We start from the raw sequence: 15,048 nt of genomic DNA, 5'->3' as shown, positions 1-15,048 counted from the left end.
TGGTTTAGCGCGATCGGCGGCCGGGCACACCCGGGGGCCGCCCTCAGGCTGGCCGACGCTTGAGCAGGGCATCGAGCCCGCCGATCCGGAACCAGTGGTAGCCGTACCCTTCCAGGTACAGGCAATGCGTCCCATCCTTCCCGACCGCGCTGTGCGCGCCGGTCAGAAGATCCACGAGCAGGTCGCCCTGCGGCTCGGGCAATCCGGTGTCGAGGGCGACCTCGGTCGGCTCCGGTGCGAGGTTGTGGACGCACAGCACGGCGTTGCCGCGCCATTCGTACCGCAACGCCAGAACCGACGGCCGGCCGGCGTCGAGCGCCACCACGTCACCCCAGCCGATCTCCGGCGCCTCCTTGCGCTGCCGGATCATGCCCTGCATCCAGTTGAGCAGCGAGCCCTGCTCGTGGCGCTGGTCGGCGACGTTGACGTGCGCGTAGCCGTAGGGACCGTGATCGATGAGCGGCAGCACGGTCTTGTCGGCCTTGGAGAAACCGCCCTGACGCTCGCTGGTCCACTGCATCGGCGTACGGGCGCAGTCGCGCTCCTTCAGCGAGAGGTCGTCGCCCATGCCGATCTCGTCGCCGTAGCGCAGCACCGGCGTGCCCGGCAGGGTGAACATCAGCGAGTAGGCGAGCCGGATGCGGCGCGGGTCCCCCGCCAGCATCGGAGCGAAGCGGCGGCGGATCCCGCGCCCGTACAGCTGCATCTCCTTCTCGGGCCCGAACTCGGAGAAGACCGCTTGCCGCTGCTTCTGGGTGAGGCGGCCGAGGTCGAGTTCGTCGTGATTCCGCAGGAAGATGCCCCACTGGCAGGACATCGGGCGGGGCTTGGTCCGCTCGATCGCCTTCACGAGGGGCCGGGCGTCGTGGGCGGCCAGGGCGTAGAAGGTCGCTTGATTGACCTGGAAGTTGAACATCATGTGCATGCGGTCGGCGTCGTCGCCGAAATAATCGAGATCCTGCTCCGGCAGGATGTTGGCCTCGGCCAGGATGATGCTGTCGCCCTGGCGCCATTGCAGGAACTCGCGCAGGTCGCGCAGCATCTCGAACTGCTCGCGCGGCTTGCCGCCGACATCGGAGCCCTTCTCGGCGATGACGAAGGGCACGGCGTCCATCCGGAAGCCCGAGACGCCGAGCTCGATCCAGAAGCCCATGATCTTCAGGATCTCGGCGAGCACCTCCGGATTGGCGGTGTTGAGATCGGGCTGAAAGTTGAAGAAGCGGTGGAAGTACCACGCCTTCGCCTTCGAATCGTACGTCCAGGTCGTGTCCTGCACGCCCGGGAAGACCATGCCCTCGTCGGCGTTGGCCGGGCGCTCCTTCGACCAGACGTACCAGTCGCGGTGGGGGGAATCCGGGCTGGAGCGGGCCGACTGGAACCACGGGTGCTGGTCCGAGGTGTGGTTGACCACGAGGTCGATCAGCACCCGCAGGCCGCGCTGCTTGGCGGCGTGCGTGAAGGCGACGAAGTCGCCGAGTGAGCCGTAATCGGGATCGACGCCGTAATAGTCGGCGATGTCGTAGCCGCCGTCCTTCTTGGGGGAGGGCTGGAAGGGCATCAGCCAGACCGCGGTGGCGCCCAGACTCTGGATGTAGTCGAGGCGGCGCTCAAGTCCGGAAAAGTCGCCGATGCCGTCGCCGTTGGCGTCCATGAAGGTGCCGACCGACAAGCAGTAGATGATGGCGTTCTTGTACCACAGGTCGTTGATCATACGGGCCCCCCGGCGTCGTCGTGAAGCACGAACGTCGATGCGGCCGAAAGCGTTGCCGTGACCCGTCCTCCTTAAATCAGCCGCGTTGTCCACGCCCTGTTCAGCCGCGTGCCCGGATTCTGCCTGGCCGCCCCGTCGCGTCCCCGAACCCGGCCCGCATGAACGCCATTCTGATCAAGCTGTTCGCGACCGCCCTCACGCTGAGCCAGGTCACGACCCGGCCGGACGCGGTCCGGACCCGGTTCGACCCCGCCACGGACGGACCGGAGGTCGTGCGCCTGCTGCGCGACGGCTGCGCCCACATGCGCAAGAGCTTCGACATCGAGGACATCAACCTCGATGAGCTGATCTCGACCGCCATGGAGGATCCGTCGACCGTGGCCGGTCCCGCCGCGCCGAAGATCCTGCACGGGCTCGATATCAACGAGCTCAACACGAGCTACAAGCAATTCTGCAAGGGCGAGAACCCGGCAAATTCACCGTTCGACGCGCGAGCGGTGATCGAATTTTATGACAACGCCACCAAGGACCTTCCCAGCGCCGAGGCGCTGCGCGACAAGGCCCTCCCCGGCCTGACCCGCATCCTCGACGGAGCCGGCAAGCCCTTCGCCGAGGCGTCCGAGCCGAACGGACGCCGCATCGTCGTGCCGATCACCGCGGTCCCGACGCTGGTTCAGAAGGCCTTCATCGCCGCCGAGGACAAGCGGTTCGAGAGCCACCACGGCATCGACGAGCGCGGCGTGATCCGCGCCTTCATCGGCAACCTCGCCTCGCCGGGCCGGCCCGCGGGCGGCTCGACCATCACCCAGCAGGTGGTGAAGAACCTCTCGGTGGGCGACGACGTCACCTACGAGCGCAAGATCCGCGAGATGATCGTGGCCTCGCGGCTCGAGCGCATCCTCACGAAGCCGCAGATCCTGGGCCTCTACCTCAACGGCATCTATCTCGGCCGCGGCGCCTACGGCATCGAGATGGCGGCGCAGAGCTATTTCGGGAAGCCGGTGAGCCAGCTCACCCTGCCGGAAGCCGCCCTGCTCGCCGGAATGCCCAAGGGGCCGAATTTCTACAGTCCCGACAGGTACCCGGACCGCGCCCGGGAACGGCGCGCCTACGTGCTGGCACGCCTTAAGGACGAGGGCACCATCACGGAAGCCGAGATGAACACCGCCATCAAGGCGGATCTCGGCCTGAAGCCGATCGAGATCGCGAGGCGCGATTCCGGCTTCTACGTGGTGGACTTCCTGAACCGCGAGGCACGCACCTTCGCGGGCGTGGATTCGCTCACCGCGGGCTCGCTGACAGTGCGCTCCACGATCAATGCCGGTCTGCAGCGCGCCGTCGAAGAGGCGCTCCAGGACGGGCTGGCGAATTACGAGCGTTCGACCGGGCGGCAGACCTTCGCGGGTCCCGAACTGAACCTCGCCGACAGTGTCCGCCGCATCCAGGCGGCGACGCCCGCGCCCGAAGCCTCCGCGCAGGCCGCTCCCGGCGTGACCGGGGCGCGGGCGGACGCGATCAAGCCGGATGCCAGGAGCCTCAAGGCCGGGAAGGCCGCGGCGCCGGCGCCGGCTTACAAACCCGCTTGGCTGCTCGCGCTGGAGAGCGCACGTCCGGTGCTCTACGACGTGCGCTGGCCCCTGGCTGTGGTGCTGGAGACCGGCCGCGCGGGGATCAAGGTCGGGCTGGCGGACGGCCGTACGGCCAGCCTCGACGCCGGCGTCGCCCGCGGAAAGCTCCAGCCCTACGACCTGGTGCGGGTGAAGCTCACCGCCGGCAAGGGCGGCCCACGCGCGCAGATCCGCGTCCGGCCAACCGTCCAGGGCGCGGCCCTCGTGCTGGAAAACCAGACCGGCCGGATCCTGGCCATGACCGGTGGCTTCTCGTATCCACTCAGCCAGCTCAACCGCGTCACCCAGACGGTGCGCCAGCCGGGCTCGACCCTGAAACCCCTCACCTACCTGGCTGCGCTCAATGCCGGGCTCCAGCCGAACACCCTGGTGATGGACTCGCCCGTCACCCTCCAGCCGATCAACGGCACGGGCGAATCCTGGTCGCCGAAGAACTACGAGGGCGGCGGCTCCGGTCCCACGACCCTGCGGCGCGGACTCGAATTCTCGAAGAACCTCGTCACGGCCCGCCTGCTTCAGGGCGGTATCGCCCCAAAAGCGCCGGCGAGCCTCAAGCGGGTCTGCGACATCGCCCTGGAAGCGCAGATCTACGCCGAGTGCGAGCCCTATTATCCCTTCGTGCTCGGCGCCCAACCCGTGCGGATGCTCGACCTGGCGGGCTTCTACGCGGCGGTCGCCAACGAGGGCGCACGGCCCGCGCCCTACGCCCTGGAATCGGTGGAGCGGGACGGAAAGTCGCTCTACACGCACGCGGCCCGCGAGCCGACGCGCATCGGTTCGGCGGACCGGATCGCCTTCTACCAGCTCAAGACCATGCTGCAGGGCGTCACCCAGCACGGGACCGCGGCGGCCTTGTCGAAGGTGTCGCCCTACGTGGCCGGCAAGACCGGGACGTCGGAGAACGAGAACGACGCGTGGTTCGCAGGCCTCACCAACGAGATCAGCGTCGTGGTCTGGGTCGGATACGACAACGCCGACGGCAGCCGGAAGACGCTGGGCCGGGGCCAGACCGGCGGACACGTCTCGGTCCCGATCGCCGCGGCGATCCTGCAGGCGGCCTGGGCGAACGGGGTCCCGAAGACCGCCCTGCGAGGCCCCTCCTCTGAGGCGCGGCCGTTCATCGCCGACCTGCCCGTCGATCCGCGCAGCGGCGTGCGGGTCGCCGGTGGCGGCTTTCTCGAACATTTCCGGACCAGCGGCGACGGCCGCATGGCCGACACGCAGTACCGCCTCGTCCCGCGCGAGACGCTCTACGCCATGCGGCCCGACGCCGAGGACGGCGACCTGGCCGGAGCCGATGACGGCGCCAGCGTTGCCGGAGACTACAACGGCAACATGACCGGCGAGCGCCCGCGTCCTGACTTCCTCGATCCGTTCGGTGAGCGGCCTGCCCCGCGCAGCCGCCGTGCGCAGGGCGATCTGGATCCGGAGGTACAGGATTCCTACCGGCCCTGGCCGGGCCAGGGGGCCCGCTCGCCCTTCGGGGACGAAGGGGTACGTCGGCCCCGCCGCCGCGATCCGGACTACCTGTTCGGCGAAGATCCCGGCTTCTGATCGCCCTATCGATCACCCGTTCCGAAAGATGAGACGCCCGTTGCGACCGCAGTTTCCTGCCGCCCTCGCCCTCGCCCTGACGGCCGCCACGCCGCTCGCCGCGCAGACGCCCGCCGCCAACACGACGCCGCCCCCCGGTTCGGAGCGGATCAAGGAAGTCCCATCCATCACGGCCGTCGATCCGGCGACGATCAAGCCCGGCCAGATCCTGTTCACGGATCACCGCGACAACCCGTCCGCGCCCGAGAACAGCCTGATCCCGTACCTCGACTGGCAGAAGGTGCGGCCCGCCGAGGCCGCGGTGCTGGCGCCCTACCCCGGCTACAAGGAGCCCGACTACACGGTCACGGTGAATGGCGTGACGAAGCCCCGCCACGAGACCCTGAAGATCTACGTGGCCGAGGGCCGGTTCGTGGTGGCCCGCCCGCCGGAATCGATCGATCTGTCCGCCTATGCCAATCTCGGCTTCATCCAGAAGATGGACCCCGCGATCAAGCACCGGGCCGTCGCCATGGTCGACGTGACCCCCAACAAGGATCCGGCCGCCGCTTTCGCGAAGCGACCCGACCGCCCCTGGTGTGAGGGCGCGGGCGCCTGCATCGAGTCCCGCTACGACCTGGAGGGCAAGCTGCCCCTGGGCGTGAAGCTCGCCAACAAACTCGAGGACGGCTCGTCCAAGAAGATCGCCGAATACGTCTCCTTCCAGAGCGAATTGCGGGTGCTCGGGCCCGACCAGGGCGCGCCGCTGCAGGCGCTCACGAAGGTCGAGGCGCCGGTCGCCGGCGGACTCGAGCAGACGATCTTCTGGGTCAATCAGATTCTGCGGTTCGGCAAGTTCCTGGCCGTGTTCCAACCCCTGCCGAACGATCCGGCCAAGACGGTCGTCACGACCTACATGGTCCTGGCGATCAAGGGCGACGTTCTCGACCGCAAGGCCGAGTACGCCCGCGTTCCGGTCCTGAAGAACCTGCTGCCCGCGCAGGTCCTGATGGGCAATTCGAGCTTCAACACCGGCACTTCGATCAGCGCCGGCCTTCCCGTCTATGCCCGCAATCGGATCACCACCTTCGCGGATGCGGTCGCGAAACGCTGAGCCGACTTCGGCCGCCTACATCCCGCGGTTGCCGATCGTCGGCAGGGTCGGCTGGGTGTAGGCGCGGTTCACGTCGCGGCGGGTCTGCGTGCCGTTGGTGTTGCCGGAGGCCCGGTAGTTGTCGAGGTTGAAGGTTTCGGCGAGGCCGCTGCGCGAGCCGGGGCCGTCGCTCGTGCAGGCGCACAGGCCGCCGAGCGACAGCGCGGACAGGGCGAGGAGGGTTAAGCGCATGTCGAATCCTGATGGGTGCCGAATCGGCCGGTGAATTGGTATCGACCGGCGCGACATCGAGCGAAGGGGCTATCGCGGCATGGTCAGCGCCAGGAAGGATCCGTCAAGGTCGGTGGCGGCGGGTAAACCTGTTCTGCCGTCTCCGATGCGCGGCGGCCACGGAAAATCCACCACGCCTCGGCTTTGCGCAGGATATCGGCCGGCAATCGTGTTGAGCGGAGCCGCCGCCCCCTGGCGGATCCGGGGCCTTTCGGGTGACACTCCCTGTCGATGACCAACGTGTTGCCTTTCCGACCACGCCCCGCCGTCACGCGCCTCGCCCGTTGCGAGGTCGTGACCGTGGCGGGTGACCTCCTCGCCCTGCTGGAGCAACTGGAGGATGTAAGCGCCCGCGCCGCCGCGATGGGCCGGCCCGCCCTCGAGGTGGAGCGCACGGTGCAGCACCTGCTGGACGCCGTGAGCGCCGTGGAACGCGCCCTCGACTGCATCGGCGAGGGTGAGCAGTCCGCCCCGGGCTGATCGAAGCACCGACTGCCGATCTGCGGCCGGTTTTGCACAATCTATCCGGCGACTGATTCGTCGAATACCGCACTTTCATCGCGTTGACTCGTAGTCTCACCGTAGAGTGACACTATCCCGGAACCCACGCGCTCGCGCTGCCGTTTAAGCTGGGATGCTCGCGTCGGGCGTCGTTTCGGAGGACGACATGAGGCTTCGCACGAGCGGCACGCTGGCGATCATCGCCGGTGCGCTTCTGGTCGGAACGGCCGTGCGCACAGAGGCCGCCGAGGTGGGCTTCCTCGAGATGCTGTTCGGCGCCAAGCCAGCGGCGCAACAGTCTCCGGCGGCGGCGCCTTCCGCCTCACCGGGATTGCCCAACTACGCCTACGGGCGCCGGTCGACGCCGCGGCTCGGCGCGGCCCGCCGACGCTTCCAGACCCGCTACGCGGCGCTGCCGCTCAAGATCCGGGCGAAGGAGCCGGAAGTCAGTCCCCGGCAGATCCCGATCGACATGAGAGCGGGTGCCACTGCGGCGTTGCTGAAGGACGAGACGTTGCGCCCGGGCGACATCGTCGTCCTGCATTCCGGGGCCAAGGTCTTCACCGGCGATCCCGAGAAGCGCCATGCGTTGCGCGATTTCGAGCCGGTCCAGAACTCGCGGATGGTCAGCAAGGACACCCGCAGGGTGCTGGCCGGATTGTTCACGCCGGTCGGCAGCATGCCCGCCCAGGAAGCACGCCGGATGATGGCCCGCGCCAGCAAGGCCGCGGAGCCGGTGGCTACGCCGATTCCCGCGCAGAAGACCGCGATGCGGATCATCAACCCGTGGCAGAGCGGACAGTGAACGCCGGGCCGCTCAGAAGAAGCGCTCCTTGATGACGATCGTGTCGCCCGGGCGGACCGAGTAGGTCATCGGCACGATGCCGGAGACGAGGTTGCCGCCCGTGTCTCGGGTGAGGACCGCGTAATCGCGTGCCGCCCGGGGTCCGAACCCGGCGGCGATCGCCACAGCCGTCTCCACCGTCATGCCGTTCACGAAGGGATACTGGCCCGAGGTGGTGACTTCGCCCAGGATGTAGAACGGCCGATACGCGTCGACCTCCACCGTCACGTGCGGCTCACGGACGAACCCGGAAGCGAGCTTGGCCTCCACCGACCGGGCGGCCTGACCCGTCGTCTGCCCACCGACCTGGACGGTGCCGATCAGCGGCATCGCGATCCGGCCCGCGCCGTCGACCGCGTAGATGTTCGAGAGGTTGTCCTGACCGAATACGATGACGCGGAGCTTATCGCCGGCGGCGAGCGTATAGCGCGCGGCGATCGACCCGGTGCCGGTGGCGTCGAGCTCTCCGGTTCGGAAGGTCGGGCGCAGGCACCCGCCGAGAGCCAGGGTCGAGCCGAGTGTGAAGAGAAGAGCGCGCCGGTTCATCACCATCGCCGTCATGGATGCGGTTGCCGCATCGATTAGGCCGTTAAGGTTAACGAAACTTGATGATCGCTCCGGCCGCAGGCGGTTCTGGCAGCTAGTGTCTCCTTTAACTCTTGAGCAACCTTAACATCCACTAATGGGCGGCGGGCGCCAGTAACGGCTGCCCGGTCTGACTTCGCCGCCAGAGCGTCCGCATGTCCCGTATCCGTCAACGCTCGACCCACGCCGAGCCCGCGTCGCAGCCGCAGGCCGAAGAGGGTCTCGGCCTCGCCCAGGTGCCGCGTGTTCTGCGCCGGTCGATCGGCTGGATCGTCGGGCCGACCCTGATGGTGGCGCTGGGCGCCAGCGTGTTCGTCAACGTGGTGAGCCCGCGCTACACCGGCGAGGCGAAGCTGATCCTGGAGAGCCGGGACGCGGCATTCGCCCGCACCACGCAGGAGCGCGCCGACCAGCAGGTGCCGATCGACGAGCAGGCGGTGGCGAGCCAAGTGCAGGTCGTCATGTCCCGCGATCTGGCACGCGAGGCGATCCGCCGGCTGAAGCTCGTCGGCAATTCGGAATTCGATCCCGGCGCGGGTAGCATCGGCCCGGTGCAGCGCGTGATGATGATGCTCGGCATCGGCGCCAACCCCCTCGACCGTCCGGCCGAGGATCGGGTGCTCGACGCCTATTTCGATCACCTGCTCGTCTTCCCGGCCGGCAAGTCCCGCATCCTGACCATCGAGTTCCGCTCGAAGGACGCGAAGCTCGCCGCCGAGGGTGCCAACACCATCGCGCAGCTCTACATCGCGTCGCTCGAAGCCGATAAGGTCGACACGGCGCGCTACGCGTCCACGTGGCTCGGCGGGAACATCGACGGCCTGCGCAAGCGCGTCGCCGAAGCGGAGGCCAAGGTCGAGGCGTTCCGGGCGAAGAACGGCCTCATCGGCAGCGCCGGGGCGACGGGCCGGCCCCTGAACGGGCAACAGCTCGGCGAATTGTCGAGCCAGCTCTCCGCCGCCCGGATCCTCAAGGCAGATCTCACCGGCAAGGTGAAGGCCATCAAGGACCTCATCAAGGACGGGCGGGCCTTCGAGATTCCGGACGTCGCCAACAACGAGGTGATCCGGCGCATCGTCGAGAACCGCATCGCGGTCCGGGCCCAGCTAGCCCTGGAATCGCGCACGCTGTTGCCGGCCCATCCCCGGATCAAGGAGCTGAATGCTCAGCTCGAAGATCTCGACGCGCAGATCAAGGCCTCGGCCGAGCGCGTCGTGCGGACCATGGACAACGATTCGAAGATCGCCGGGGCGCGCGTCGAGAGCCTTCAGGCCGCCGTCGACGGTCAGCAGGACGTCGTGGTGAAGGGCAATGCCAGCGAGGTGCAGCTCCGGGCGCTGGAGCGCGAGGCGAAGGTTCAGCGCGAGCAGCTCGAATCCTACCTGTCCCGCTACCGCGAGGCGGCCGCGCGCGACGGCGAAGCCGCGACACCGGCGGATGCGCGGGTCGTCTCCCGCGCGGTCACGCCGGAGGTACCCTCGTTCCCGAAGAAGCTGCCGATCGTCGGCTTCGCGACGCTGTTGACGCTCATGCTCGCGGCCGGCGCGGTGATCGCCCGCGCCCTGCTCGCCGAAGGCGCCCGGATCGGAGCCGGACGGGGCGGTGCCTTCGACCCGGCGGACGATCGCCAGCGGCGCGAGCCGATCATGGAGCGGCCGGTCTTCGCATTCCCGGAAGCGATGCCGCCGGCCCGCTGGTCCGAGCCGGTCGCGGCGGCTGCCGTGCAGCCCCATCCGGCGGTGGCAGCGGACGCCGCCGGTTCGTTCGACCTCGCCCCGTTGGTTGAGCGGATCGTCGCGGCCCCGCGCGGCGACGCCGCGCCCGCCGGCCGCCGCGTGCTGATCGTGGAGACTGAAGATTCCCTCGCCGCTCCGGCGCTGCCCGACGCCCTCACCCGCGCCCTCGGCCGCCAGGGCAGCCTCGTCGCCGTCGACCTGAACGCGCCGGCCTCGCACGAGCCGGAGGTGGGATTCACCGACCTCGTCGCCGGCGACGCCGCGTTCCTCGACGCGATCCAGCCCGACCGGGACAGCAACCTGCACCGCATCGCCGCCGGCCTGCAGGCCGCCGCCGTGCTGTTCGATGAGCCGGATGCCCTGGCCCTGACCTTCGAGGCCATGGCGGAGGCCTACGACTGGGTCGTGTGCCGCATCCATGCCGTCCCGGGCGCCGTCGACCTCCTCGACCTCGTCGCCGGCGAGATGGATTGCGTGGTCATCGCGTCGAACGCCGCGGCCGAAGACCCGGCGCTCGCCGACCTCTACGCCATCGCCAGCGATGCGGGGGCCGGCCAGATCCTCGTGGCGCAGGACCGTCCCGTGACGGCGGCGGACGTCGCGGGCGACAAAGCCGCGGAGCTGCGCCTCAACGCGGCCTAGGACATCACGGACGGCGCAGCTTCCGCAGCCGCTGGAGGGCGGCGTAGAGGCGCGGATCCCTCTTGATGCGCCGCTTGGCGCGGGTGAAGCCCCGGCGGAGCGCCCCGTAGGCGCGGCCCGGCGGGCTCACTGGCACGAGGGTCTCCACCAAGCCGATGGTCTCGTCGCAGATGCTGGCCTTGTAGCGCGCCTCGCCGACACCGAGGTCGAAGCCCTTCCGGCACCGCGCGGTCTGGTCGTGGACGAGATGCTGCAAAAGGAGGTCGCCGGGGCTGAACCGGGAAACCTCCGGATCGGCATCGAAGGCGGTCATCATCCCGCTGAAACGGCGCTCGCTCACGGCCCCGCCGAAGGTCGCGAGAACGCGCCCGCTCTCGGCGAGGCAGAGCGCGTACATCTCGACCGCGGGATCTGGACCGGCGGTCGCCGCCCCCAGGAAGGCGCGGATGGTCGGTTCGGCATAGGGATCGGCGATGCCCATGCCGGCGAAGCGGGCCGCCTTCTGGGCGTAGAACGCCCCTAGGAACCGCGCGGCCTCCTCGGCCGACTCTGCACGCCGGAAGACGAGCGCGCCCTTCGCCTCGACGAGGCGCTTCTCCTTCGAGCGCAGCTTCTTGCGGGCATCCGCGCTGAAGACCCGGCGTACCGTCGCGTCCGGGTCCGGCCCGAGCATCAGCCCGTAGCCATCGCTGGCCTCCGGCTCGCCGGTCGCCGCCAGGGGATTGGCCGCGCCGTCCCACATCCGCGGCTGATGCGGGAGGGCGTAGAGGTCGATGCCGGCCGAACGACCGGCGCGGATCAGGGCCGCCAGGATCGCACCGTGTGGGATCGCCGCCGCGTCGCGGGTGGCGAAGAGGGGCATGTGGTAGTTCGCGTGGGTGTCGCCCACAGTCCGGGCGATCCGGAGCCCGTACGTCCGCTGCACGATCAGCGGCAGCAGGAGACGCGCCCGACCGTCCTGGTCCCGCAGGATCACCACGCAGGCCCGGTCGAAGTCACCGGTCGCGCGCAGATAGGCCATCACCCAGTCGAAACGCTGGTACGGCGTCTGGAGGCTCGCCGGATCCGCCTCGATCCGGCGCCAGACCGCCTCGGCCGCCGCCATTCCGGGAAGGACCTCGGCGACCAGCGCGCCGCTCGCTCGCGCGTCGATCATGCCCGTTCCCGATATCTGCGCGCCGACCGCCATGGTCCTGGACTCCTCCGGATCGCACGCGATCCACCGTCGAGGCCGCAACTTGGAGGTCGGCGACTGAACAGCCCGTGACCTCAACCGTCTTCGGCGCGGCACCACCGCGGCAAACCCCCGGGAAAGCTCCGGGTTGGCTAACATATCCTTCCGGAATTCCTGCCGCCGTCCGGCGCCCTTCGAGTTTCTTTAACCCGCCGCGCGCAGGCTGCGCCGATCCGGGTCCGAGGCCCGATCGGTTCAGGACCATGCTGTCGTCGCGCACCAAGCATCGGGTCTTCGCGTCCGGATTCCGCGCCATCCAGGCTCTCCGCGCGGATCGCTGGCTGGCGCCGGCGGCGCGCGGTCTCGGCGTGATCCTCACCTTCCACCATGTCAGCCCGCAGCCTGCGCCGGCTTTCGCGCCGAACCGGCTGCTCGGCATCACCCCCGACTTCCTCGACCTGACGCTGCGCGAGCTCGACGCCCGCGGCTTCGAGGTGATCGGCCTCGACGCGGTGCCGGAGCGCCTCGCTCAGGGCGATTATGCGCCGCCCTTCGCGGTGCTGACCTTCGATGACGGGTACCGCGACAACGTCGAGCACGCGCGGCCGGTCCTGAGGCGCCACGGGGCCCCCTGGACCCTGTTCGTCACCAGCGCCTTCGCGGACCAGACCGGCCGCCTCTGGTGGATCGAACTCGAGCGTGCCATCGCGCGTCTCGACCGGGTGCGTATCGCCATCGGGTCGCGCAGCCTCGATCTGCCTGCGCGCAGCCCGCAGGAGAAGGCGATCGCCTTCGACGCCGTCTACCGCGACCTGCGCGGCGGCGGCGAGGCCGAGCTTCTCGGCGGTATCGCCGACCTCTGCCGTCAGGCCGGCTTCGCGCCCGGTCAGATCGCCTCCGAACTGTGCCTGTCCTGGTCGGAGCTGCGCGATCTCGCCCGCGATCCTGCCGTGACGCTCGGCGCCCACACGGTCAGCCATCCGATGCTGGCCAAGCACGACGCGGCGGTGGCAGCCCGCGAGATCGCGTCGGGCCGCGCGCGCATCGAGGCGGAACTGGGTCGTCCGGTCCGCCACCTGTCCTATCCGGTGGGCGACCCGGGCTCGGCGGGGCCGAGGGAGTTCGCGCTGGCCCGCGACATGGATTTCGCCACCGCGGTGACCACCCGGCCCGGCCACCTCTTCGCCGAGCATGTGGGCCACCTGCACGCGTTGCCGCGGGTGTCGGTGAACGGATGCCACCAGTCGCGCGCGGCGCTGGCCGGTCTACTCTCCGGCGTGCCGTTCCTGGCGTGGAACCGGGGCCGACGCCTCAACGTCGCCTGACGCGTCAGCGCCGCCGACGGTGACGGTATCCAGTGGAGAACGACGCGTATTGCCGGCCGCGGCTCGACCGATAGCGCCGCCGCCGGCCCGTACTGACTTCGGCCGTCTCGTCGACCTGCGGGATCGGCTCCGCCATGGCGGCTGCCGGGGCTGAAGCGATGTCGGCCGACGCGTAGCCGCCCGCCACGTTCTTGGCCGCGGGTCCGAACATCGCGAGGCACTGATTGTAGGCGAGGTCGTTCTTCAGCCTCTCGCACTCGCCGATCGAGCGGGGCGTTCCCTGCGCCAGGGCCGGCAACGGGGCCAGCAGCGCGACGAAGGCGACCAGGGGCGTCAGGCGCATGAGCGAAGGATACACGGAGGCTCGATCTCGGCGGCGGGCTCGCCGGCTTGTGGCGCCGGAGTGCGGCGAAATCGAGGGTCCGCGTCAGGGGTCCGCCCGTTCCATCCAGCGGATCAGCGGCATCAGCGGGAAGATCCAGACGATCCCGAGGATCGAGTAGAGCACCGCCTGAACCACCGCGGGCGTCTCGGAGATGCGGCTGTCGGCCAGCGCCATGGCGAGCGGCCCGTAGACGCACACGAAGGCCAGGATCGTGAGGGTGCCGATCAGGGTACGGGTGCGGCGGCGCATGGAGGATCCCGGGGACGCTGAGGGCCGACCGCTATCGCCCCTCTTTCGACTTGGCAACGCGCGCATGGCCGCGGGCTGCGGCGCCGCCGACGTTGCTGGCGCGGCGCGCATCCCCTAACCCGGTCGCACCGGCCGGCTGTCCCGGCCGATGCGGAAGGGATGCGGATGGTCATCGGCGGCGCGGGCGACCGGCAATCGTGGGTGCGGGCCTGGCTCTACGTGGTCGCGGCCCTGGTGGTCGCCATGGTGGCGGTCGGCGGCGCAACGCGGCTCACCGGATCCGGCTTGTCTATCACGGAGTGGCGTCCGGTCACGGGTGCCCTGCCCCCGCTCTCCGAGGCTGATTGGGCCGCCGAGTTCGCCAAGTACAAGGACACGCCCCAGTACGCCATCCTGAACCAGGGCATGGGATTGTCCGCGTTCAAGGTCCTGTACGGCTGGGAATGGGGACATCGCCTCCTCGGCCGGATCATCGGCCTCGTCTTCTTCCTGCCGCTCATCCTGTTCTGGTGGCAGGGGCAGATCTCTCGTCGTCTCGGGCTCGGGCTCCTCGGGCTCGGCCTGCTCGGCGGCCTGCAGGGCGCCATCGGCTGGATCATGGTGGCCTCCGGCCTTCAACCCGGCATGACCGCGGTGGCACCGATCAAGCTGGCCCTGCACCTCACCACCGCCAGCCTGATCCTGGCCGGCCTGGTCTGGCTGGCGGCGGGCGAGCGCGGCGGCGTCTCCGCTGCGGCTCCGGCACGCCTGCGCGTCACGGCATCGGTTCTGCCGATCCTCGTTCTCGTTCAGATCTTTCTCGGCGGTCTCGTCGCCGGATCCCATGCGGGTCTCGTCTACAACACGTGGCCGACGATGAACGGATATCTCGTGCCGCCGGCCGAGGCGCTGTTCGCGATCCGCCCATGGATCGAGAACTTCGTGGACAACCACACCCTCGTCCAGTTCGACCACCGGGTGGCCGCCTATCTGGTGATCGTCGTGGCGCTGCTGCACGCCATCGACGCGCGGCTCACCGGCTCCCGTGGGACGGCCGGACGGGCGGGCGGCGTGGCGTTTCTCGTCCTCCTGCAGGTCGTCCTGGGCATCACGACGCTCCTGCTCGGCGTGCCCCTCTGGGCCGCCCTCGCCCATCAGGTTCTCGCGATGGCTGTGCTGACGATGGCCACCGTCCATGCGCGACTGAGCCGCGGGACCGGCCGCCTAAAGCCGGTCGCCGCGGCAGTGCCCTTCGGCTTCGAGGGGCTGGCCGTACAGGGCACCTAGGCGTTTTGGCGCTGCATCAAGGTTGTGGCAGTGCAGGAATCCCGTGCCGACCACCTAGAAACTTTGGGATAACTCCGCTCAGCAC

The 15,048-nt window shown here is 69.3% G+C and carries 13 protein-coding genes; 7 read left to right on the top strand and 6 right to left on the bottom strand.

From position 1 onward, the window contains the following. Positions 1-43: 43 nt before the first annotated feature. Positions 44-1,711, bottom strand: coding sequence for an alpha-amylase family protein (locus MKK82_RS22925; protein ID WP_238285495.1), 1,668 nt, complete (start codon positions 1,709-1,711; stop codon positions 44-46). Between the two features lie 158 nt (positions 1,712-1,869). Between MKK82_RS22925 and MKK82_RS22920 the strand changes: the two genes are divergently transcribed. After that, positions 1,870-4,893, top strand: coding sequence for a penicillin-binding protein 1A (locus MKK82_RS22920; RefSeq protein ID WP_243986918.1), 3,024 nt, complete (start codon positions 1,870-1,872; stop codon positions 4,891-4,893). Between the two features lie 40 nt (positions 4,894-4,933). Continuing rightward, positions 4,934-5,986: a hypothetical protein gene (locus MKK82_RS22915; RefSeq protein ID WP_373323269.1), complete on the top strand. Its 1,053-nt coding sequence runs from the start codon at positions 4,934-4,936 to the stop codon at positions 5,984-5,986. 15 nt (positions 5,987-6,001) lie between these two features. Here the strand turns inward: MKK82_RS22915 and MKK82_RS22910 are convergent, their stop codons facing one another. After that, positions 6,002-6,217 carry a hypothetical protein gene (locus MKK82_RS22910; protein ID WP_238285500.1) on the bottom strand — a complete coding sequence of 72 codons (216 nt, stop codon included), beginning with the start codon at positions 6,215-6,217 and terminating at the stop codon, positions 6,002-6,004. A 270-nt stretch (positions 6,218-6,487) separates the two neighbouring features. On the opposite strand from MKK82_RS22910, the gene MKK82_RS22905 reads away from it, so the two are divergent. After that, complete coding sequence (locus MKK82_RS22905) at positions 6,488-6,736, top strand: hypothetical protein (RefSeq protein ID WP_238285502.1); 249 nt, start codon at positions 6,488-6,490, stop codon at positions 6,734-6,736. A 187-nt stretch (positions 6,737-6,923) separates the two neighbouring features. Next, positions 6,924-7,562 carry a hypothetical protein gene (locus tag MKK82_RS22900; RefSeq protein WP_238285504.1) on the top strand — a complete coding sequence of 213 codons (639 nt, stop codon included), beginning with the start codon at positions 6,924-6,926 and terminating at the stop codon, positions 7,560-7,562. 12 nt (positions 7,563-7,574) lie between these two features. On the opposite strand, the gene MKK82_RS22895 is transcribed toward MKK82_RS22900, so the two are convergent. Beyond that, a complete protein-coding gene (locus MKK82_RS22895; RefSeq protein ID WP_238285705.1) occupies positions 7,575-8,153 on the bottom strand; it encodes a polysaccharide biosynthesis/export family protein in 579 nt (192 codons plus the stop codon). A gap of 188 nt (positions 8,154-8,341) precedes the next feature. Here MKK82_RS22895 and MKK82_RS22890 point away from each other — a divergent pair, with 188 nt between their 5' ends. After that, the gene (locus tag MKK82_RS22890; RefSeq protein WP_238285506.1) at positions 8,342-10,564 is read left to right on the top strand and encodes a GumC family protein; all 2,223 of its coding nucleotides are present in this window, start codon (positions 8,342-8,344) and stop codon (positions 10,562-10,564) included. 4 nt (positions 10,565-10,568) lie between these two features. On the opposite strand, the gene MKK82_RS22885 is transcribed toward MKK82_RS22890, so the two are convergent. Then, on the bottom strand, positions 10,569-11,753 hold the full coding sequence (locus tag MKK82_RS22885) for a GNAT family N-acetyltransferase (RefSeq protein ID WP_238285507.1): 1,185 nt from the start codon (positions 11,751-11,753) through the stop codon (positions 10,569-10,571). A gap of 248 nt (positions 11,754-12,001) precedes the next feature. On the opposite strand from MKK82_RS22885, the gene MKK82_RS22880 reads away from it, so the two are divergent. Continuing rightward, the gene (locus tag MKK82_RS22880; RefSeq protein WP_238285508.1) at positions 12,002-13,063 is read left to right on the top strand and encodes a polysaccharide deacetylase family protein; all 1,062 of its coding nucleotides are present in this window, start codon (positions 12,002-12,004) and stop codon (positions 13,061-13,063) included. A 4-nt stretch (positions 13,064-13,067) separates the two neighbouring features. Here the strand turns inward: MKK82_RS22880 and MKK82_RS22875 are convergent, their stop codons facing one another. Next, positions 13,068-13,406: a hypothetical protein gene (locus MKK82_RS22875; RefSeq protein ID WP_238285706.1), complete on the bottom strand. Its 339-nt coding sequence runs from the start codon at positions 13,404-13,406 to the stop codon at positions 13,068-13,070. An 84-nt stretch (positions 13,407-13,490) separates the two neighbouring features. Next, positions 13,491-13,697 carry a DUF2842 domain-containing protein gene (locus MKK82_RS22870; protein ID WP_238285510.1) on the bottom strand — a complete coding sequence of 69 codons (207 nt, stop codon included), beginning with the start codon at positions 13,695-13,697 and terminating at the stop codon, positions 13,491-13,493. Positions 13,698-13,862: 165 nt separating this feature from the next. Between MKK82_RS22870 and MKK82_RS22865 the strand changes: the two genes are divergently transcribed. Further along, positions 13,863-14,963: a COX15/CtaA family protein gene (locus MKK82_RS22865; protein ID WP_243986966.1), complete on the top strand. Its 1,101-nt coding sequence runs from the start codon at positions 13,863-13,865 to the stop codon at positions 14,961-14,963. Positions 14,964-15,048 lie beyond the last annotated feature (85 nt).

The organism is Methylobacterium sp. E-046, from assembly GCF_022829625.1.
Lineage (GTDB): Bacteria > Pseudomonadota > Alphaproteobacteria > Rhizobiales > Beijerinckiaceae > Methylobacterium > Methylobacterium longum.
The sequence above is the reverse complement of the archived record's forward strand: the minus strand, read 5'-3'. Positions and strand labels throughout refer to the sequence as shown.